At 71.4% G+C, this 20,625-nt stretch carries 12 protein-coding genes and 1 pseudogene; 5 read left to right on the top strand and 8 right to left on the bottom strand.

Going from position 1 to position 20,625, the window contains the following annotated elements:
* Positions 1 to 253 precede the first annotated feature (253 nt).
* Positions 254 to 1,042 carry a protein phosphatase 2C domain-containing protein gene (locus tag ACFV7R_RS20455; protein ID WP_385265184.1) on the top strand — a complete coding sequence of 263 codons (789 nt, stop codon included), beginning with the start codon at positions 254 to 256 and terminating at the stop codon, positions 1,040 to 1,042.
* Positions 1,043 to 1,046: 4 nt separating this feature from the next.
* Here ACFV7R_RS20455 and ACFV7R_RS20450 read toward each other — a convergent pair whose 3' ends face one another.
* The 3 genes from ACFV7R_RS20450 to lon form a co-directional block, all read right to left on the bottom strand.
* On the bottom strand, positions 1,047 to 1,538 hold the full coding sequence (locus ACFV7R_RS20450; RefSeq protein ID WP_129800683.1) for a MarR family winged helix-turn-helix transcriptional regulator: 492 nt from the start codon (positions 1,536 to 1,538) through the stop codon (positions 1,047 to 1,049).
* 238 nt (positions 1,539 to 1,776) lie between these two features.
* On the bottom strand, positions 1,777 to 2,211 hold the full coding sequence (locus ACFV7R_RS20445; RefSeq protein WP_385265180.1) for a hypothetical protein: 435 nt from the start codon (positions 2,209 to 2,211) through the stop codon (positions 1,777 to 1,779).
* Positions 2,212 to 2,418: 207 nt separating this feature from the next.
* Entirely contained in the window at positions 2,419 to 4,842 is a 2,424-nt protein-coding gene (gene lon, locus ACFV7R_RS20440) for an endopeptidase La (protein ID WP_385265178.1), read from the bottom strand.
* Positions 4,843 to 5,037: 195 nt separating this feature from the next.
* Here lon and ACFV7R_RS20435 point away from each other — a divergent pair, with 195 nt between their 5' ends.
* From ACFV7R_RS20435 to ACFV7R_RS20420, 4 genes are all read left to right on the top strand, one after another.
* A complete protein-coding gene (locus ACFV7R_RS20435; RefSeq protein WP_385265175.1) occupies positions 5,038 to 5,715 on the top strand; it encodes a spermidine synthase in 678 nt (225 codons plus the stop codon).
* A gap of 113 nt (positions 5,716 to 5,828) precedes the next feature.
* On the top strand, positions 5,829 to 6,569 hold the full coding sequence (locus ACFV7R_RS20430) for a response regulator transcription factor (protein ID WP_129800686.1): 741 nt from the start codon (positions 5,829 to 5,831) through the stop codon (positions 6,567 to 6,569).
* Complete coding sequence (locus ACFV7R_RS20425) at positions 6,566 to 7,675, top strand: ATP-binding protein (protein ID WP_385265172.1); 1,110 nt, start codon at positions 6,566 to 6,568, stop codon at positions 7,673 to 7,675. The genes ACFV7R_RS20430 and ACFV7R_RS20425 overlap by 4 nt, the downstream gene beginning before the upstream one ends.
* Positions 7,676 to 7,956: 281 nt before the next feature.
* Entirely contained in the window at positions 7,957 to 11,760 is a 3,804-nt protein-coding gene (locus tag ACFV7R_RS20420; protein ID WP_385265169.1) for a multifunctional oxoglutarate decarboxylase/oxoglutarate dehydrogenase thiamine pyrophosphate-binding subunit/dihydrolipoyllysine-residue succinyltransferase subunit, read from the top strand.
* Between the two features lie 62 nt (positions 11,761 to 11,822).
* Here ACFV7R_RS20420 and fxsT read toward each other — a convergent pair whose 3' ends face one another.
* The 5 genes and pseudogenes from fxsT to ACFV7R_RS20395 all read right to left on the bottom strand — a co-directional run bounded on the left by fxsT (position 11,823) and on the right by ACFV7R_RS20395 (position 20,483).
* Positions 11,823 to 14,786 (bottom strand): FxSxx-COOH system tetratricopeptide repeat protein, encoded by a 2,964-nt coding sequence (gene fxsT, locus ACFV7R_RS20415; RefSeq protein ID WP_385265166.1) that lies wholly within the window; start codon positions 14,784 to 14,786, stop codon positions 11,823 to 11,825.
* Between the two features lie 100 nt (positions 14,787 to 14,886).
* Positions 14,887 to 16,090, bottom strand: a pseudogene (locus tag ACFV7R_RS20410) (FxsB family cyclophane-forming radical SAM/SPASM peptide maturase).
* A complete protein-coding gene (locus tag ACFV7R_RS20405; protein WP_165396591.1) occupies positions 16,087 to 16,239 on the bottom strand; it encodes a hypothetical protein in 153 nt (50 codons plus the stop codon). The pseudogene ACFV7R_RS20410 and the gene ACFV7R_RS20405 overlap by 4 nt, the downstream one beginning before the upstream one ends.
* On the bottom strand, positions 16,236 to 19,457 hold the full coding sequence (locus ACFV7R_RS20400; RefSeq protein WP_385265163.1) for an SAV_2336 N-terminal domain-related protein: 3,222 nt from the start codon (positions 19,455 to 19,457) through the stop codon (positions 16,236 to 16,238). Before ACFV7R_RS20400 ends, ACFV7R_RS20405 begins: the two co-directional genes overlap by 4 nt.
* 3 nt (positions 19,458 to 19,460) lie before the next feature.
* Positions 19,461 to 20,483, bottom strand: a complete 1,023-nt coding sequence (locus ACFV7R_RS20395) for an AAA family ATPase (protein ID WP_385265161.1) — start codon at positions 20,481 to 20,483, stop codon at positions 19,461 to 19,463.
* Between the last annotated feature and the right edge of the window lie 142 nt (positions 20,484 to 20,625).

Here is a 20,625-nt window from a genome sequence, read left to right as displayed (position 1 = left end):
TCACCTGACCCGCCACCCGAAGGAGTGAACATCGGAGGGGAGTTGGCGGGCAAGTTCCTCCGGCGTGTGCGACAGCCCCGCGCGGCGGGCCGGTTGGACGTGGGCGGCGGGCTTTGGCACTATTCGCCGCCACGCCTTCCCGGAGTCCGCCATTCCATCCCAAACCCGGCGCCTGACCTGCGACGGTACGACGATCCGGCGAGCGATGGCACCCTTTCGCGGACCTTGTGAAGGGCTCGTGCAGACTGGCCGGATGCGCACAGAACTGGTTTCGGAGCCGGCTGATCCGGCCCGCCCCAACGAGGACTTCGCCGGTGTCGGACTTCCCGCCTGCGGACAGGGCGGTTCGCTCGTGGTGCTGGACGGAGTGACCCCGCCGAGGGGCGGGACAGGCTGTCTGCATTCCGTTCACTGGTACACCGCCCGGCTCGGCGGGGCGCTGACCGAACTGACCGTTTCACTCCCGGATGTTCCCCTGTCCGACGCCCTGGCCCGCGCCATAGCGCGTACGGCCGAGTCCCATGCCGAAACCTGTGAGCTTTCTCACCCGCGCACCCCGCAGGCGACCGTGGTCCTCGCCCGCTGGTCCCCGGCGACCGTCGAGTATCTGGTCCTCGCCGACTCGGCCCTTCTCGTCGAGTCCCCCGACGGCACGGTCACGCCGTACCTCGACGACCGCCTGTCCCGCCTCCCCCGCGCGAGCCTGGCCACCGACGCCCTGGTGGACGCCACCGTCCGCAACAAGGAGGGCGGCTTCTTCACGGCCGCCGCGGATCCCTCGGTGGCCGCACGGGCGGTGACCGGGGTCCTGCCGCGCAGCGAGGTCCGCGCCCTGGCGGCACTGACGGACGGGGCGACCCGGTGGACGGAGAAGTTCCGGGAGGGCGACTGGACGGACCTCTTCACCTTCGTACGCAAGAAGGGGGCGCAGGCGCTGATCGACCGCGTCCGCACCCTCGAGGCCGCCGACCGCGAGGAGCGGACGTATCTGGGCCGCAGCAAGACCCACGACGACGCGACGGCCGTCTACGCGGAGCTCTGACCGGCTACTTCTCCATCCCGGTGTTCAACTGGTGCAACAGCCGGGCGAGTTCGGCCACCTCGCGGCGGTCCCAGTGGGCGAGCTTGCGGACGTACCGCGCCCGGCGGGCCTCCCGGACCCGCTGCACCCGCGTCCGCCCCTCGTCGGTGAGGTGCACCAGCCAGGCGCGGCCGTCCGCCGGATCGGGTTCGCGGGCCACCAGCCCCAGCTCGTCGAGGGCGCGGAGCTGGCGGGACATGGTGGCCTTGCCGACGCCGATGTAGGCCGCGAGCTCGGTGGCCCGCTGCGCGCCGCACTCGTCCAGCCGCACGAGGAGTCCGTACGCGGCCGACTCCAGGTCCGGATGGACCTCGCGGGCCATCTCGCCCTGGTTGGCGCGGGCCCGCCGCAGGAACACGGTCAGCTCGCGTTCCAGGGCCAGGAACTCCTGGTCCACACCAGTCGGCGACGCGCCGCTTCCGCCGCGATGTCCGTCGCCGTTTCCGTCCACGTGCACGTCAGTCCCCTGATCCGGTTTCCCGATCCTGAAAGTTCCCGCCAGCCACCGGCCATTGCCGCAGCTCTCTCAGTATTTCGCAGGCGTAGACCAACGGCAGCGTCCGGAGCCCTTCCCTCCCCCGGTCAGGCCGACGACGCACTGCCGCTGCCCCGCCGGTGGAGGGCCGGCGGGGCAGCGAGTCGGTGCGGTTCGGTTCGCGGCGTGGCTCTGTCGGGATCAGCCGACGTCGCCGCCGTTACCAGTCGTAATCGTGCCTGTCCTTCCAGTCGTGATCGTGCCTGTCCTTCCAGTCATGATCGTCGTCGTCGTTCCACCAGCGGTGGTCGCGGTCGTCGTTCCACCAGCGGTGGTCACGGTCGTCGTTCCACCAGCGGTGGTCGCGGTCGTCGTTCCACCAGTCGTGGTCGTGGTGCTTGTACCACTTGCAGTGCTTGTGCCACTGCCCGAACTTGTGGTGCTTGTGCCACGTGCAGTGCCAGTACTTGTGCCCGTGGTCGCCTTGCGTGGCGACCGTGCTCACGGTCGGCGATCCGGGCATCGAGGATGCCGAGGCCGCACTCGCCGGGAGGATGATCCCTCCGGCGGCCACCACACCCGAAGCCGCGACGGCCGCGACACGGATTCCGCGCTTCTGGCGGATTTCCTGTTTGCTTCCCTTGGTGCGAGTCATGAGTTTCTCCTGCTTCCGAGGAGCCTTCTCGTTCTCCGGTGTTTCCGGTGAAACCGCACTTCAAGTAGGCCGGAACCGCATAAAAGGGTCACGTTACGAAAATTCGTGACTTGACAGCACAAGGGGTAAAGGTGGTTAATACGCACTCATGGCGAAGGCCCGGGCCTCCCTCACGGGACCCGGGCCTTGCCCATCCGGTCACGTCCGTCACGCCGCGACCGGAACCTCCGACTCCGCGCCGTTCGTGGCCGGCGACAGGGCCAGTTCGAGGACCTGGCGGACGTCGGTGACGGCGTGGACGTCGAGCTTGTCCAGCACCTCGGCCGGGACGTCGTCCAGGTCGGGCTCGTTGCGCTTGGGGATGATCACGGTGGTGACACCCGCACGGTGCGCGGCGAGCAGCTTCTGCTTCACACCGCCGATCGGCAGGACGCGGCCGGTCAGCGAGACCTCGCCGGTCATCGCCACGTCCGTACGGACCAGGCGGCCGGACAGCAGTGACGCCAGTGCCGTCGTCATCGTGATGCCCGCGCTCGGGCCGTCCTTCGGCACCGCACCCGCCGGGAAGTGGATGTGCACGCCCCGGTCCTTCAGGTCGGCGACCGGGAGTTCCAGCTCGGCACCGCGGCTGCGCAGGAAGCTCAGCGCGATCTGCGCCGACTCCTTCATCACGTCACCCAGCTGTCCGGTCAGCGTCAGGCCCGCCGCCCCCGTCTCCGGGTCGGACAGCGACGCCTCGACGTACAGCACGTCACCGCCCGCCCCCGTGACCGCGAGGCCTGTCGCCACGCCCGGTACCGCCGTGCGCCGTTCGGCCGGGTCCTGGGCCGACTCGGGTACGTGGTGCGGTCGTCCGATCAGACCCCGCAGGTCACCGTCCCCGATCGTGAACGGCAGCTCCCGCTCACCCAGTTCGTGCTGTGCCGCGACCTTGCGCAGCAGCCGTGCGATGGACCGCTCGAGGTTGCGGACGCCCGCCTCGCGCGTGTACTCGCCGGCGAGCTTGCGCAGCGCGCCCTCGTCGATGACGACCTCGTCCTTGTCCAGGCCGGCCCGCTCCAGCTGGCGCGGGAGCAGGTGGTCACGGGCGATGACGATCTTCTCGTCCTCGGTGTAGCCGTCGAGCCGGACCAGCTCCATACGGTCGAGCAGGGCCTCCGGGATGGCCTCCAGGACGTTGGCGGTGGCGAGGAAGACGACGTCGGACAGGTCGAGTTCGACTTCCAGGTAGTGGTCGCGGAAGGTGTGGTTCTGCGCCGGGTCGAGCACTTCGAGGAGCGCCGCGGCCGGGTCGCCGCGGAAGTCGGAGCCGACCTTGTCGATCTCGTCCAGGAGCACGACCGGGTTCATCGACCCGGCCTCCTTGATGGCGCGGACGATACGGCCGGGCAGCGCACCGACGTACGTACGCCGGTGACCGCGGATCTCGGCCTCGTCGCGGACACCGCCGAGGGCGACGCGGACGAACTTGCGGCCCATGGCGTGGGCGACGGACTCGCCGAGACTCGTCTTGCCGACGCCGGGCGGCCCGACGAGGGCGAGCACGGCACCTCCGCGCCGCCCGCCGACGACACCCAGGCCCCGGTCCGTACGGCGCTTGCGCACCGCCAGGTATTCGGTGATCCGCTCCTTCACGTCCTCCAGGCCCGCGTGCTCGGCGTCCAGGACCGTCTTGGCGCCCTGGATGTCGTACGCGTCCTCGGTCCGCTCGTTCCACGGCAGTTCGAGCACCGTGTCGAGCCAGGTCCGGATCCACGAGCCCTCCGGCGACTGGTCGCTGGACCGCTCCAGCTTGTCGACCTCCTTGAGGGCGGCCTCGCGGACCGTCTCGGGCAGGTCGGCGGCCTCTACGCGGGCGCGGTAGTCGTCGGACTCCTCGCCGTCCTTCTCGCCGTTCAGCTCGCGCAGTTCCTTGCGTACGGCCTCCAGCTGCCGTCGCAGCAGGAACTCGCGCTGCTGCTTGTCGACGCCCTCCTGGACGTCCTTGGCGATGGTTTCGGCGACGTCCTGCTCGGCGAGGTGGTCGCGCAGCTGCTGGGTGGCGAGCTTCAGCCGGTCGACGGGGTCGCCGGTCTCCAGCAGCTCGATCTTCTGATCGAGGGTCAGGAAGGGCGAGTACCCCGAGTTGTCGGCCAGGGCGGACACGTCGTCGATGGCCTGCACACGGTCGACGACCTGCCATGCGCCGCGCTTCTTCAGCCAGTCGGTCGCGAGGGCCTTGTACTCCTTGACCAGTTCGGTGACGTGCCCGGGCAGCGGCTCCGGGAGACTCTCGTCGGCCCTGGTCCCCTCGACCCACAGCGCGGCACCCGGCCCGGTCGTCCCGGCGCCGATCCGCACCCTGTTCCGCCCCCGGATCAGGGCGCCGGGGTCGCCGTCGGCGAGCCGCCCGACCTGCTCGACGGTGCCGAGCACACCGGTGCTCGCGTACGTCCCGTCGATCCGGGGCACCAGCAGGACCTTGGGCTTTCCGAGCTCGGACCGGGCAGCGGCCTGCGCCGCCTCCACCGCGGCCCGCACTTCGGCATCGCTCAGGTCCAGGGGGACCACCATCCCGGGCAGCACGACCTCACTGTCGAGCGGCAGCACGGGCAGGGTGAGCGAAGTGAACGGCGTGGACTCAGCAGCCATGATCTCCCCTTAGGCAGTCAAGTTGAGCTATGCCGACTCAATGCGTGGGAGCCGCCGAATGTTCCCCCGGCCCGTTCGCTCTGAGCGATCACTCCCGGGCCGCTGTGCCGCCCCTGTGTCAACACCGCCGGGGGCCGGGCTACTCCCCTCCGTCATTCCGGCAACATGCCGTCAGAGAAGTGCCAGGATGGGCAGATGGCCACCACCTACGACATCCCCGAAGTCCTGGACCGTCGTGAGGGCCCCTCGGGCGAGGTCGTGCTGCGCCGGCACGGCGCCCTGCTGCAGATCATCGTCAACGGCTGTTTCCTGATGGACACCTCCGACGGACGATCGGAGCGACGGCTGGTCGACGCGGCCCTGAACGCCCTGGACGGCCGGGCGGCGCCCGCGGTGCTGATCGGCGGTCTCGGCGTCGGATTCTCGCTCGCACACGCCGCCGCGAACCCGCACTGGGGCCGGATCACGGTGATCGAGCGCGAGCGTGCCGTCATCGACTGGCACCGCGACGGACCGCTCGCCGAGCTGTCCCGCGAGGCCCTCGCCGACAGCCGTACGGAGATCGTCGAAGCGGATCTGATCGACTTCGTCAATGAGACTTCCGCCACGTTCGACGCGCTGTGCCTGGACATCGACAACGGGCCCGGCTGGACCGTCACGGAGAGGAACGACGGGCTGTACTCCGCGGCCGGACTGGCAAGCTGCGCAAGGGTGTTGAGACCCGGCGGCGTGCTCGCCGTGTGGTCGGCGCAGCCCTCCCCGGAATTTGAAGGATCCTTGCGGAATGCCGGTTTCCGGTGTGTGCGTACCGAAGAGATCCCCGTTGCCCGGGGCGTTCCGGACGCCGTGCATCTCGGCGTACGACCTGGATAGCCGAGCTGCGGTGACTCCCCGTACGCTGCATCCCTGACGCCGATCATTCAAGCGTCAATCGCAGTCATGGGATCACCCCACGGATTCCGGAAAGCACACTTCAGGGGCGGGCGATGGAGCAGACACACACCTCCCACAACGGCACGGCGGCGACCACCCCGGGCGCACAGCGCCGGGTGCTGGTGGTCGAGGACGACGCGACGATCGTCGACGCCATCGCGGCCCGCCTGCGCGCCGAGGGATTTCTCGTACAGACGGCCAGTGACGGCCCGGCCGCCGTCGACACGGCCGAGGCCTGGCAGCCCGACCTGCTGATTCTCGACATCATGCTGCCGGGCTTCGACGGCCTGGAGGTCTGCCGACGGGTGCAGGCCCAGCGGCCGGTGCCGGTACTGATGCTCACCGCGCGCGACGACGAGACCGACATGCTGGTGGGTCTCGGCGTCGGCGCCGACGACTACATGACCAAGCCGTTCTCGATCCGGGAGCTGGCCGCGCGCGTGCATGTGCTGCTGCGCCGGGTCGAGCGGGCCGCGGTCGCGGCCGCCACTCCGCGCACCGGCATCCTGCGCCTGGGCGAGCTGGAGATCGACCACGCACAGCGCCGGGTCCGGGTGCGCAGCGAGGACGTGCATCTGACGCCCACCGAGTTCGACCTGCTGGTCTGCCTGGCGAACACGCCGCGCGCGGTGCTCTCGCGTGAGCAGCTGCTGGCCGAGGTGTGGGACTGGGCGGACGCCTCCGGCACCCGTACCGTCGACAGCCACATCAAGGCGCTGCGGCGGAAGATCGGCGCCGAGCGGATCCGCACGGTGCACGGCGTGGGCTACGCCCTGGAGACACCGACGCCATGAGCGAGGGGCGGCCGGCCGCACGGAGGAGCCCCGGGGAGCCCTGGGGCGGCGTACGCCCGTTCTCGATCAAGACCAAGTTGGGTGCGCTGGTCGTCATCTCGGTGCTGATCACCACCGGGCTGCTGATGATCGCGGTGCGCACCGAGACCGAGCTGCGCTTCATCACGGTCTTCTCGATGATCGCCACCCTGCTGATCACGCAGTTCGTGGCGCATTCGCTCACCGCACCGCTGGACGAGATGAACGCGGTGGCCCGCTCCATCTCGCACGGCGACTACACCCGGCGGGTCCGTGAGAACCGGTGGGACGAGCTGGGCGACCTGGCCGTCACGATCAACCGCATGGCCGACGACCTGGAGGCCCAGGACAACCAGCGCAAGGAGCTGGTCGCCAACGTCTCGCACGAGCTGCGCACACCGATCGCCGGGTTGCGCGCGGTCCTGGAGAACATCGTGGACGGCGTCACGGAGGCCGACCCGGAGACCATGCGGACGGCCCTGAAACAGACGGAGCGGCTGGGACGTCTCGTGGAGACGCTCCTCGACCTGTCGCGTCTGGACAACGGCGTCGTACCGCTGAAGATGCGGCGGTTCGAGGTGTGGCCGTATCTGTCCGGGGTGCTGAAGGAGGCCAACATGGTCGCCTCCGCGCGGGCGGGCATCGCCTCCGGCTCCGGCAGTCACACCCGTACGGACGTCCATCTGCACCTCGACGTGTCCCCGCCGGAGCTGACCGCGCACGCCGACCCGGAGCGGATCCACCAGGTCGTCGCCAACCTGATCGACAACGCGGTCAAGCACAGCCCGCCGCACGGCCGGGTCACGGTGAAGGCGCGGCGCGGGGCGCTGCCCCAGTCGCTGGAGCTCGAGGTCCTGGACGAGGGTCCGGGCATTCCGCGGTCGGAGTGGCACCGGGTCTTCGAGCGGTTCAACCGGGGTGCCGTCAACCGGCCGCACGGTCCGGGCAGCGACGGCGGCACGGGCCTCGGCCTGGCGATCGCCCGCTGGGCGGTGGATCTGCACGGCGGCAAGATCGGTGTGGCCGAATCCGAGCGGGGCTGCCGGATCCTCATCACCCTTCCGGGACTGCCATCCGTGCCAAGTTGACGTAAAGTTCGAAGCGGAGCCACAAGATCCACAGGCGTCCGCACTGCAGGACACGTGTGATCAGGCGAAGGCCCGCGTCTCGTATGCGCCGGGCCCGGGTCAGTGCACCCCTTTCACACCGGAACCACGCTTGTTTCCCGCCATTTCCATCCCCGAAACACCTGCTCAGATGTGACTTACGCGACGATGAACGGGCCCGGCCTGACCTTCTCGGTCATGGAGGCGTAGCCTTGATTCCCGCTGTCCATCACCTTGTGAAGCGGAAGAGGGCGGTTGCCGCCGTGTCGCCACAGTCCCCCAGTAACGCATCGAGCATCTCGACCGACGCCGATCAAGCGGGCAAGAACCCCGCTGCCGCGTTCGGTCCCAACGAGTGGCTCGTCGACGAGATCTATCAGCAGTACCTCCAGGACCCGAATTCGGTAGACCGCGCCTGGTGGGACTTCTTCGCCGACTACAAGCCGGGGGCCCCGTCCGCCCCGGCTCCGGCGGGTACCGCGGCTGCGGAGACCACCACCACGGCTCAGACGCCGGCCCCGGCCCAGGCAGCTCCCGCGGCCCCGGTCCAGCAGGCAGCTCCGGCCGCCCCGGCCGCTCCCGCCGCCCCGAAGCCGGCCGCCGCGCCCGCCCCGGCTCCGGCGAAGGCCGCGGCCCCGGCCCCGGCCGCCAAGCCGAAGGCAAAGGCCGAGCCCGCCGCCGCGCCGACGGCGCCGGAGGGCCCCGAGCTGATCACGCTGCGCGGCCCTGCCGCGGCCGTCGCGAAGAACATGAACGCCTCCCTGGAGCTGCCCACGGCCACGTCCGTGCGCGCGGTCCCGGTGAAGCTGCTCTTCGACAACCGCATCGTCATCAACAACCACCTCAAGCGGGCCCGGGGCGGGAAGATCTCCTTCACGCACCTGATCGGCTACGCGATGGTGCAGGCCATCAAGGCCATGCCGTCGATGAACTGGTCGTTCGGCGAGAAGGACGGCAAGCCGACCCTCGTCAAGCCGCCGCACATCAACCTCGGCCTCGCCATCGACCTGGTCAAGCCCAACGGCGACCGCCAGCTGGTCGTCGCGGCGATCAAGAAGGCCGAGACGCTGAACTTCTTCGAGTTCTGGCAGGCCTACGAGGACATCGTCCGCCGCGCCCGCGACAACAAGCTGACGATGGACGACTTCACCGGCGTCACGGTCTCCCTGACCAACCCGGGCGGCCTCGGCACCGTGCACTCGGTCCCGCGTCTGATGCCCGGCCAGTCGGTCATCATGGGCGTCGGCTCGATGGACTACCCGGCGGAGTTCCAGGGCACGTCCCAGGACACGCTCAACAAGCTGGGCATCTCCAAGGTCATGACGCTCACGTCGACGTACGACCACCGGGTGATCCAGGGCGCCGCCTCCGGCGAGTTCCTCCGCCAGGTCGCGAACCTGCTCCTCGGCGAGAACGGCTTCTACGACGACATCTTCGAGGCCCTGCGCATCCCCTACGAGCCGGTCCGCTGGCTCAAGGACATCGACGCCAGCCACGACGACGACGTCACCAAGGCCGCCCGCGTCTTCGAGCTGATCCACTCCTACCGGGTCCGCGGCCACGTCATGGCCGACACCGACCCGCTGGAGTACCGCCAGCGCAAGCACCCCGACCTGGACATCACCGAGCACGGCCTCACCCTGTGGGACCTGGAGCGCGAGTTCGCCGTCGGCGGCTTCTCCGGCAAGTCCCTGATGAAGCTGCGCGACATCCTCGGCGTCCTGCGCGACTCGTACTGCCGCACCACCGGCATCGAGTACATGCACATCCAGGACCCCAAGCAGCGCAAGTGGATCCAGGACCGGGTGGAGCGCCCGCACGCCAAGCCGGAGCGCGAGGAGCAGCTGCGCATCCTGCGCCGGCTGAACGCCGCGGAGGCTTTCGAGACCTTCCTGCAGACGAAGTACGTCGGCCAGAAGCGCTTCTCCCTCGAGGGCGGCGAGTCGGTCATCCCGCTGCTGGACGCGGTCCTGGACAGCGCGGCCGAGTCCCGCCTCGACGAGGTCGTCATCGGCATGGCCCACCGCGGCCGGCTGAACGTCCTCGCCAACATCGTCGGCAAGTCGTACGCGCAGATCTTCCGCGAGTTCGAGGGCAACCTCGACCCGAAGTCGATGCACGGCTCCGGCGACGTCAAGTACCACCTGGGCGCCGAGGGCACCTTCACCGGCCTGGACGGCGAGCAGATCAAGGTCTCGCTGGCCGCCAACCCCTCGCACCTGGAGGCGGTCGACCCGATCCTCGAGGGCATCGCCCGCGCCAAGCAGGACATCATCAACAAGGGCGGCACGGACTTCACCGTCCTGCCGGTCGCCCTGCACGGTGACGCGGCCTTCGCGGGCCAGGGCGTGGTGGCCGAGACCCTGAACATGTCGCAGCTGCGCGGCTACCGCACCGGCGGCACGGTCCACGTGGTCATCAACAACCAGGTCGGCTTCACCGCGGCCCCCGAGTCCGCGCGCTCCTCGATGTACGCGACGGACGTGGCCCGCATGATCGAGGCCCCGATCTTCCACGTGAACGGCGACGACCCGGAGGCCGTGGTCCGTGTCGCGCGGCTGGCCTTCGAGTTCCGCCAGGCGTTCAACAAGGACGTGGTGATCGACCTCATCTGCTACCGCCGCCGCGGTCACAACGAGTCGGACAACCCGGCCTTCACCCAGCCGCTGATGTACGACCTGATCGACAAGAAGCGCTCGGTGCGCAAGCTGTACACCGAGTCCCTCATCGGTCGCGGCGACATCACCCTGGAAGAGGCCGAGCAGGCCCTGCAGGACTACCAGGGCCAGCTGGAGAAGGTCTTCACGGAGGTCCGCGAGGCCACCGCGCAGCCGGCGACGGTCCAGACGCCCGACGCGCAGGCCGAGTTCCCGGTCGCCGTGAACACCGCGGTCTCCACGGAGATCGTCAAGCGGATCGCCGAGTCCCAGGTCAACATCCCCGACCACATCACCGTCCACCCGCGTCTGCTGCCGCAGCTGCAGCGCCGGGCGTCGATGGTCGAGGACGGCACGATCGACTGGGGCATGGGCGAGACCCTCGCCATCGGCTCCCTCCTCCTGGACGGCACCCCGGTCCGCCTGGCCGGCCAGGACTCGCAGCGCGGTACGTTCGGCCAGCGCCACGCGGTGATCATCGACCGCAGCACCGGCGAGGAGTACACGCCGCTGCAGTACCTCTCCGAGGACCAGGCACGGCTGAACGTCTACAACTCCCTGCTCTCCGAGTACGCGGCGATGGGCTTCGAGTACGGCTACTCGCTGGCCCGCCCGGACGCGCTGGTGATGTGGGAGGCCCAGTTCGGCGACTTCGTCAACGGCGCGCAGACGGTCGTGGACGAGTTCATCTCGTCGGCGGAGCAGAAGTGGGCCCAGACGTCCGGCGTGGTCCTGCTCCTCCCGCACGGCTACGAGGGCCAGGGCCCGGACCACTCGTCCGCCCGCCCGGAGCGGTTCCTGCAGCTGTGCGCGCAGAACAACATGACGGTCGCCATGCCGACCTCCCCGTCGAACTACTTCCACCTCCTGCGGTGGCAGGTGCACAACCCGCACCACAAGCCGCTGGTCGTCTTCACGCCGAAGTCGATGCTGCGCCTCAAGGCCGCCGCGTCGAAGGCGGAGGAGTTCACCACGGGCCAGTTCCAGCCGGTCATCGGCGACGCGACGGTCACGGACCCGGCCGCGGTGAAGAAGGTCGTCTTCTGCGCCGGCAAGGTCTACTACGACCTGGAGGCCGAGCGTCAGAAGCGCGGTGCCACGGACACGGCGATCATCCGTATCGAGCGCCTGTACCCGCTGCCGGGTGCCGAGCTCCAGGCGGAGATCGCCAAGTACCCGAACGCCGAGAAGTACCTGTGGGCGCAGGAGGAGCCGGCGAACCAGGGTGCCTGGCCGTTCATCGCCCTCAACCTGATCGACCACCTGGACCTGGCGGTCGGCGCCGACGTCCCGCACGGCGAGCGCCTGCGCCGTATCTCCCGCCCGCACTCGTCGTCGCCGGCGGTGGGTTCCGCCAAGCGGCACCAGGCGGAGCAGGAGCAGCTGGTGCGTGAGGTGTTCGAGGCCTAGGCCCTACGGCACCGAGGGCCCGGTCCCGAGTCGCTGTGACTCGGGGCCGGGCCCTCGCCGTTTCAGATCGGCTGGGGCTCGAAGTCCCAGTAGGGGCGGTGGCGTTCGAGGATGTAGTGGGTCTGGGGGTGGTCGGGGCCGAGGACCGTGGTGAGCCGGGTGACGGCGTCCCGGTGCAGGGTCTCGGCCTCCTCGACCTCGCCCAGCTCGGCGAGGTCGAGGGCGAGACCGGCCCGCAGGCTGATGGTGAGGACATGGCTCTCGCCCAGCGCCCGGGCGGAGCGTTCGGCGGCGTCGCGGCCGAGCGCGGCCGCGGACTCGGTCTCCCCGGCGGCGGCGAGCGCGGCCACCCCGTTCTTGGCGCAGCCGATCGCCCACGGATGCTCCCGGCCGACCGCCTGCTCCATCTCCTGAACGGTCCGCAGGGACAGCTCCAGCGCGCTGCGGGTCTCTCCCATGTCCCGCATGACGGTGGCGACGTTGTCCCGCGCCCCGATCGCGTAGGGGTGGCCCTCGCCGAGCTGGGCCGCGTACTGCGCGGCGGTGAGCTCGGCGAGTTCCCTGGCCTCCGCGGTCCGCTCCAGCTGGCGCAGCAGCATCGCGTAGTCGCAGGAGACCATCAGGGTCTCCGGGTGCAGGGCACCGCGCCGGCGCAGCAGCTTCTCCCGGACGCCGCGCATCATGACGTGCGCGAACTGCAGGTCCCCGTCCCGGCGGGCGCACAGGGCGAGGTTGTGCTCGGCGTGCAGGGTCTGGCTGTGGTTGCGGTCCAGCACCTGACTGTGGACGCGGGAGTTGTGGCCCTGGATGGCCAGCGCCTCCCGGTAGCGGCCGAGCAGTCTCAGCATCCAGGCGCTGCGCAGCGCCGAGTTGAGCGTGGCCGCGTCCTTGCCGCCCAGCAGTTCGACCCGGGCCTCGAAGATCCGGCGGTGCTGGACGAGCGATTCGGCGTAGTGGCCCTGCAGACCGACGGCGACGGCGAGGTTGCTGCGGATGCTGAGGGTGCGCGGGACGTTCTCGCCGCCGAGTTCCTCCGCGGCGCTCGCGGCGGCCTCCTCGAACAGGGTGCGCGCCTCGGTGTACCGGCTGAGGGCCATCAGCGTCCCGCCGAGTCCGTCCTTGGCGCGGATCAGCTCGATGGGCCGGACCTGCCCGGCGCCGCTCAGCCGCCGCAGGTTCTCCCGGCCCACCTCCTCCGCCTCGGCGTACCGGCCCAGCCGGCGCAGCATGTTGGCGAGCTGGTGGACCGCGACGAGCACGGAACGGTCGGTGTCGCCGAACTTGGGCCGCCAGTTGTCCACGGCCAGCCGGCTCAGCCACCAGCCGTCGTGGTACTCGCCACGCATCCGCAGGTACTCGACGCAGTTGAGCACCAGGTCACGTACGTCGTCGTCGGCCGACTGCAGCGCGCCGGACGGCTCCAGGTGCGGGATGATCTCGGCGTAGCGCGCCCAGTTGCCGGCCTGGGCGGAGTCCCGCGGGTCGGCGGAGACCAGGACCCTGCGGGCGGCGGCCGAATAGCGTTCGGCGTCGTCGGGCGCCTGTACGGAGCGGACGTAGCGGTGGAAGAGGCGGTGCATGCGCAGGGTGCCGACGGTCTGGGTGTCCAGGCGGCGGGGGCCCTGCTCGTACTCGATGCGCATGGAGGTGATCTCGGAGAGCTTGCGCAGCGCCGTGTTCCAGCTGCTGGGCTCGCTGATCAGCTCGGCCAGTTCGGGCGGCAGGTCACCGTGCCGGGCCGTCTGCAGCAGTCGTACCGGGACGACGTCGGGTGAGAAGCAGACGAGCAGGTTCAGCAACTGCCAGGCCGGTTCGGACCCTTCGCGCAGGGAGTTGATGAGCTTGGCCCAGGCGACCTCGAACTTCGGGTACTGGCCGGAGGCCATGACGCCGAACCGGTCCGGCCGGCCCTCCCGGATGTCGCGTACGTAGTCGTTCACCGACACCGTCGGGTTCAGATCCAGCCAGGCAGCCATCTGGTCGAGGAGCAGCGGCATGTCCTCCACGGCCTCGGCGAGCCGCTGCGCCTGGTCGTCGGTGAGCCGGGCCGCGCGGCGCCGGAGGAACGCGACGCTCTCCCGGCGTTCGAAGGGCGGCACCTCGATGGTCTCGGCGTGCGCGGCCCACTCGCCACGATGGGTGGTGACCAGGACGTGCCCACGGCCCTCCGGGACGAGGTCGCGCAGCGGCTCGGGGTCGCCGGCACCGTCCAGCACGAGCAGCCAGGGGCGTGCGGTGTCGTCGAGTTCACGCCGTACGGCCTTGATGGTGGCCGCCAGGTCCCCGGCGTCCGTCAGGCCCATCTCGGGTGCGAGCTCGGCGAACTGCTGGCGGGCGGTGACGCGCTGGGCGGCGCTGATCCACCAGACGATGTCGTACTCGCCCGCGAACCGGTGCACGTACTCCGCGGCGAGCTGGGTCTTGCCGAAGCCGCCCGGCCCGCGCAGGGCCACGGTGGCTCCGTCGCGGCCTGCGGCGGACAGCGTCGCGTACACCTGCTCCAGCAGCTCGGTGCGTCCGATGAACCGGCGGTTGCGGCGCGGCACCCGGCGCCACACCTCCGGCGGGTCGTCCGGGAAGCGGGGGCCGCGGCGCAGGTCGATCAGGGCGCCGGGGGCCGGTACTCCCGCGCATTCCAGGACGCGGCTGCGGGCCACCTCGGGCCTGAGGCCGCGCAGTTCGACGGGGGCCAGCGCGATGACGGCATCGGGCATCGGCTGGGCCGTGACGCTGACGGCGGCGATCCGGTCCCGGTACTCCGGCAGCGTCTGGCGCAGGACGCCGGCCCAGGCGTCGAACCGGCTGCGTTCCAGGCGCTCGTACCAGTCGTCTATGACGAGCAGTATCCGGCCCGGGGCGCTCATCAGGTTGCCGAGGGCCTGCACGGTGGGCGGGCGGCGCAGCGGGTTCCAGCGCACCAGTGTCGTGCGGCGTCCCGCGGCCCGGATCTGGTGGTCGATCCACTTGGCCCAGGATTCGCTCTGCCCGGCGAAGACCACCGTGACGTGTTCGAGCTGCGCCGTCATCCTGCAGTCCCCTCACTGAACCTGTCACGACTGTGCACAGGTTAGTCAATTGTGCGTCAAAACGGCTTTGTGGGTGTCCAGTTGGGCGAGAGCACCGGCATCACGTTCCGTCCCGCGTCGTTCCGCGCGCCGTCCGGTCGAGCCGGCCGGCGACATGCCGGACGAGTCGCTCCAGGTCGGCGCAGTAGACACTGGGGTGCCGGAAGCCGGTGCCGGGCGCGTACCGGTGCACGTAGTTGCCGCCACCGCACACCCGGCCGACCGGACAGTCCAGGCACTCCGGGGCCAGCGCCCGCTCTCCGACCTGCCGGGCGGCGATCCCGGGATGGCGCAGGGCCCGGTCGAAGGAGTGCCGGAAGACGTCGAGACCGGTCTCGGCGGCGCCCGCGTAGGCCGACCTGAGCGAGTCGACCTGCTCGATGCCGCCGTCCGTCTCCACGACGACCGCGGCCATCGGCGAGAGTCCGACGGCCTCGGCGCTGCTGGGGGCGCCGAGGAGCAGGGCGGCGATCTCCTGGAAGAGCCGCACCCGGGTGCGCAGCCGCCCCGCCCCCACCCCGTACGGCGGCGAGCCAGTCGCCGTACGGGGTGGGGGCGGGGCGGTGCCGGGCCGGGCGCCGGGACGGGAGTCCCAGGGGCGGGTGGGCCCAGTTGGCGTGCGGGAGCAGGAAGTCCACGCCGGGGGGGTCCAGGTCGAGCAGGGACCGGTAGACGTCGTGCGGATCGGTGGCCGGGTCGATGGTGCAGAGGATGCCGGCGTACGTCTCCGGGCGGGCGGCGAGCCGCCGGGCGGCGGCCCGGGCGGCGGGCCAGGCCGGGCGGCCGGCGTGGTCGACGCGGCGGGCGTTGTGCGCGGCCCGTCCCCCGTCGAGGCTGAGGCCGACCCGGACGCCGGCCCCGGCCAGGCGGTCCAGCGCGGCGGCCGTGAGCCGGGTGCCGTTGGTCTGGACGGTGGCGGTGACCCGGCAGTCGGCGGGGACGGCCTCCCGTACCGCGCGCACGTAGGCGAGGACAGGCTCGGGGCCGGTGAGGAGGGGTTCACCGCCGTGGAGTTCGACCCGGATGCGGTCGAGGCCGTGTTCCCGGACGTGCTCGGCGATCCGGGCCGCGGTGCGGCGCATCGTCGGCTCCGGCGTACGGGGCGGACGCTCGCGCCAGCCGTCGTCCCGGCCCCGGTAGACGTAGCAGTAGGAGCAGTCCAGGTTGCAGCGGCCGTGCACCTTCAGCACGAACTGACGGAAGGGCGTCGGGCGGTGCGCCGTCGGGTCCAGGACGGCGTGCGGCCACTGGGGGTGTGTGGTCATGGGGCGTCTTCGTAGTGGGCGACGACGGTGGACTCCCCGTCCCGGGTGCGTAGTTCGGCGAGGATCGCCGCGAGAACCGGGTGGTCGGTCCGGTCCGGCCTGGGGATGTCGGGGAGGGGTGTGCGGGTGTCCTCCGGGCGTGCGGTCACTCGGGGGCCGTTTCGGGGTCCGGGCGGGTGGTGGGGGTGCGGGCCGGCCCGGACCTCAGGGTGCGGAGCTGCTCCCGCAGCTGCTCTCGGGTCTGCAGCGCCGTGGCCAGCAACTCGTCCATGCCTTCCTCCCGCGCCAGCTCGACGGCCTGCCCGTAGCACTCGATCGCCCGGTGCAGATGCGTGAGCGTGGCCGTCCTGGAGTAGAGGGACGTGAGCATGGCACCGCGGGTGGTCCAGCAGCGTACGAGGAACTCGGGCTGATCGGCGCAGCGGATGGCTTCGCCCAGCAGCCACTCGGCCTCGTACAGGTCGGACAGCACCTCCTGGAGCTCGTACCGCCTGTAGTGGGCGAGGCTCAGGTTCTGCCAGCGCACCGGGATGTCCGGATGCGCCATGGGCGTCTCCTCCACGGCCGAGCGCAGCACCATGACGGCCCGGCTCGCGGTGGCGGGGGCGTCCTGGAGCTGAGCCTGCTCGAGCAGGGCGGCACCGAAGGCGGCCAGCACGTCCGGCCGGTCGGGGTGGTCCTCGCCCAGCAGCCGTTCGGCCTGCGTCCACGCCCCGAGGGCGGCTGCCAACTGGTGTTCGTGGCGCTCGTGCTGGTAACCGCTCCAGGACATGCGTGCGATCAGCAGGAGGCATTCGAGGCGCAGTGCTTCGTCCTGGCCCGCGGCGTCCAGCGCCTCTTGCAAGGCGTCCACCAGCGGGGCACCCGCGTCAGAACCGCTCACCGACGCGGCGAGCTCGGCGGCCGACGCCACCGCCAGCCAGGCCCGGCAGCGCTCCGCGCCCGAAAGGACCGGTTCGCCCGTGAGCGCGGCCAGGAAGTCCTCCCTGGCCTGCCGTACCGACTCCGCCGCTCGCTCCGGCACGGGCGAGTGCCGTGCCAGGTCGAGCCACAGACCTCCCCGGACGAGCAGGGCGTGTTCCCGTTCCGGGTACATGAGCCGAATGTCGGCCGCCGAGACGGCCCGTTGCAGATGTGCCGGATACCAGTGCCCGGGATCCACCGCCTGGTAGGGGCCCGCCCCGGCGTACTCCCGTCCCGCCTCCGCGATCGCCCGCCGCACGTGCATCAGCGTCTCGGAGGCGACCATCGCGTCGGGAGTGTCCGCCCGATCCCGCATCGCCAGACCGAGGTCCCGGTCCGCCAGATACAGCAGCACCGCCCGGGCAGCGACCTCCTTGCCGGACGCCGTCCTCCTCGTCCAGTCCCGCAGACTGTCGGGAATCCCCTCGAAGTCGAGCCCCCGACTGCTCAGCTCACCGGCCAGCACCCAGCACACCAGGCCCCGCACCAGCCGCCCCCGCGCACCGACCTCCTCCGGCTCGCCCACCGCCTCCCACGCATCGCGGAGGTCCTCCCCCACCCCCTTCACCCGCCACCGCGTCAGCAACGCGTCGGCCAGCTCCACGGACGCCGACTCCCGCTCGGCACCCGTCCGCGACACCTCCACCGCCTGCTGCAAGTACCGCACCGCAGCGTCGAGTTCGCGGGTCAGCCCCTCCCCCTCGAACCGCCCGATCGCCTCCCACGCCTTGTCGACCAGCTCCTGAGCGCCCAGCTCGGGCAGTACCGCCGCGACCGGGATCCGTGCGCCGATCTCCCGCAGCACATCCGCCGACACCTCGGCGAACGCCCGCAGCCCGGCCGGCTCCTCCGCCCCCGGGCCGGCCGGCGGCGACGCACCGGCCGCCCCCGGATCCACCGCCCCGCGCAGGAACGCCGCCGCCAGCGCCGGGAAGTTGCGCACACTGCGCCCGAACTTCCGCTCCACGTACGCGGAGCAGTGCTTGAACAGCAGCTCGACGTCCTCCACGGCCAGCCGGGTGCGCAGCTCGCCCCCCACACCCGGCAGGAACTCGTACCGCACGGCCCGCGGGTCGTCCGGGTCCTCCCGGCGCCGGAGCAGCCCGCTGAGCAGCACCTCGGACAGCGCCTCGGGCCCGCTCCCGGCGAGCATGGCGTGCTGCACGAGCTGCATCACCGGCAGGTACAGCGGCACCGCGGACAGATACACCGCGAGCCGGCGCGCCTCCGGGGAGGCGGAACGCCAGAAGGCCCGCACCCGTTCCGTACCGCTCAGGTCCTCCTGGGCCCGCACCCGCGCACGGGAGGGGGCGTGGTCGGCGCGTACCCAGCCGGCCGCGGTGGCCAGCGACCCTCCCGTGGCGCCCGACACCAGCCGCGCCCAGCCCTCCACCGAGCCGCGGCGCAGCGCCAGCACCGGGACGGGCAGCGCCTGCCCTTCGACGGGCCCCTTGTCCGGCAGGAACTCCAGCGTTCCGGCGGGCCCTTCGCGCCGCCGCAGCAGTCCGCGCCGGGCCGGCAGATGGGTGCGCAGCCACATGCGCTGCGGCAGCGGCTGGACGACGGCCACGGGCGCCGTCGCGGCCCAGCCGTGCAGCAGCCGCTGGATACGGCCGCTGCGCCACATGGGGCCCGCGCAGTCGCTGAGGACGAGCGTCAGCCGGCGTCCGGTCGGGTCGCTGAGCTGTCCGGGCGCGTGCAGCGGGCCGGTGTGCTCCGGCGTGGCGGCGTAGCCGGGCCGCCCGTGGGTGTCCTCGTGCAGGTACTGCACCTGCACCTCGCGGAAGGCGCCGGCGCGCTCGCAGACCTGGCGCAGCTCGTCGAGGGCCTGCTGCCACACCACGGTCGACGTGGAGACGTCCATCAGGAGCAGCAGGCGTGCCTCGCGGCGCCGCTCGGTGCGCAGGACGGGCAGGACGAGCCCGGATTCGGCGGCCTGTTCGGCGGTGGCCCGCTCATCGAGGGTGCGCGGCACGGGGCGTACGGGTGCGCGGTACCGCTGGAGGGGGCGTAGTCCGCGTTGCAGGGCGAGGGGTTCGGGCAGGGCGGGGGCGGCGGGGACGCGGACGGGGGTCATCCGGGCGCCGGTCTCCTCACCTCCGGAGCCCGGGGCGAACATCCGGACGCTGTCGGGCCGTTGCTCCTCGGGCGTACCGGTCGGGGTGGGCGGGGCGGCCGGCAGGGACGGGAGGGCGTCCGCGGGCCCGTGGGGTGTGCCGGGTGCGGTGGGTGTCGTGCGGTCCGGCTCCTGCCGCGCCGGTGCCGGCAGCCGGCGGGCCAGCCACAGTGCGTCCGCCAGCTCCTCGACGTCCGGGGCGAGGCCCGCGTCGCGCAGACGCGCGACCAGCGCCGTGAGCACCTCGCTCACGGCGCCGGCCGGGGTGCCGGGAGCCGGTGCGGACATCGGCTACCTGGGCCCGCGGTCCAGGGGCTGCATCAGCAGCGCAGAGATCTCCTCGCGCCGGACCGCGTCCCGGGCGGCGTGCACGGCGAGGAAGATGGCGTTGAGGAGCTGGTCGGTGGGGCGCAGCGCACCGTCCGCCTCGGCCTCGACGAACTGGTCGAGGATGTCGCGGTGGATTTCGTGCGCGTTCTCACCGAAGTGCGCCTGGACGAGCGCGGCGAGGCCCTCGTTGCGCGGGGCCTGGAGATCGAGCGGGATGCAGCGGCGCAGCAGGGGCGCGGGGAACTCGCGCTCCCGGTTGCTGGTCAGCACGACGAACGGAAAGGCGCGGCAGCGCACCTGACCGCCCGTCACGGCGACCTTGCGTCCGTCGTCGGTGAGCACCTCCACCACCGGTGTCCGGTCGGCGATCCGCTCCAGCTCGGGGATGGCGAACCTGCCTTCCTCCAGCACGTTCAGCAGGTCGTTCGGCAGGTCGATGTCGCTCTTGTCCAGCTCGTCGATGAGCAGGACGCGGGGGCGGTCGGCGGCGAGCAGCGCGGTGCCGAGCGGACCGAGTTTGATGTACCGGCCGATGTCCTCGGACTCCGGTCCGGACCCCGTGGCCCCGGCCTGAGCGGCACGCCGGAGCTGGGCGTCCTGGAGGCGGCCGATGGCGTCGTACGTGTAGAGCCCGTCGCGCAGTTCGCTGCGGCTCACGATGGGCCACTCCAGGACCCGGCCGAGTCCGAGTTCGTACGCGACGGAGTGCGCCAGCGTCGACTTGCCCACGCCGGGCTCGCCGGTGACGAGCAGGGGGCGCCTCAGGTAGAGAGCGGCGTTGACGAGTTCGAGAGTCCTGTCGCCCTGGACGGGCAGGGGTACGGCGCCGGCGCCGAGCCTGCGGCGGGTGGAGGAGTCGAGAGCCGGGACGTCGTACGACACGACCGGGGCGTCGAAGTTGCGCCACGGGGGCGGTGCCGGGAGCCGGTCGATCCTGGCCGGATCCGGGCGGCCGTTGCCCTGGTAGACGAACCACTCGCTCATGGTGCGCTCCTCGTCGACGGTCGGTGGTGATCCACGTCCTGGCCGACGGGGGCGTTGTGCACCCACAACGGGCCCCTGGAAATGTACCCAGGACAGGCCTGCCACACGGGTGTTTTCGGCCATCCGCCGCGGATGTTCTCCG

This window comes from Streptomyces sp. NPDC059866 (genome assembly GCF_042731325.1).
Classification (GTDB): domain Bacteria; phylum Actinomycetota; class Actinomycetes; order Streptomycetales; family Streptomycetaceae; genus Streptomyces; species Streptomyces flavusporus.
Note: the sequence above shows the minus strand (reverse complement) of the source record. Positions and strands in the feature narration are given on the sequence as shown.

What these genes read in the sequence shown, in the direction of transcription:
- ACFV7R_RS20455 (WP_385265184.1), top strand. Translation starts at nt 254, where the DNA reads ATGCGCACAGAACTGGTTTCGGAGCCGGCTGATCCGGCCCGCCCCAAC.
- ACFV7R_RS20445 (WP_385265180.1), bottom strand. Translation starts at nt 2,211, where the DNA reads ATGACTCGCACCAAGGGAAGCAAACAGGAAATCCGCCAGAAGCGCGGA.
- lon (WP_385265178.1), bottom strand. Translation starts at nt 4,842, where the DNA reads ATGGCTGCTGAGTCCACGCCGTTCACTTCGCTCACCCTGCCCGTGCTG.
- ACFV7R_RS20435 (WP_385265175.1), top strand. Translation starts at nt 5,038, where the DNA reads ATGGCCACCACCTACGACATCCCCGAAGTCCTGGACCGTCGTGAGGGC.
- ACFV7R_RS20430 (WP_129800686.1), top strand. Translation starts at nt 5,829, where the DNA reads ATGGAGCAGACACACACCTCCCACAACGGCACGGCGGCGACCACCCCG.
- ACFV7R_RS20425 (WP_385265172.1), top strand. Translation starts at nt 6,566, where the DNA reads ATGAGCGAGGGGCGGCCGGCCGCACGGAGGAGCCCCGGGGAGCCCTGG.
- fxsT (WP_385265166.1), bottom strand. Translation starts at nt 14,786, where the DNA reads ATGACGGCGCAGCTCGAACACGTCACGGTGGTCTTCGCCGGGCAGAGC.
- ACFV7R_RS20400 (WP_385265163.1), bottom strand. Translation starts at nt 19,457, where the DNA reads ATGTCCGCACCGGCTCCCGGCACCCCGGCCGGCGCCGTGAGCGAGGTG.
- ACFV7R_RS20395 (WP_385265161.1), bottom strand. Translation starts at nt 20,483, where the DNA reads ATGAGCGAGTGGTTCGTCTACCAGGGCAACGGCCGCCCGGATCCGGCC.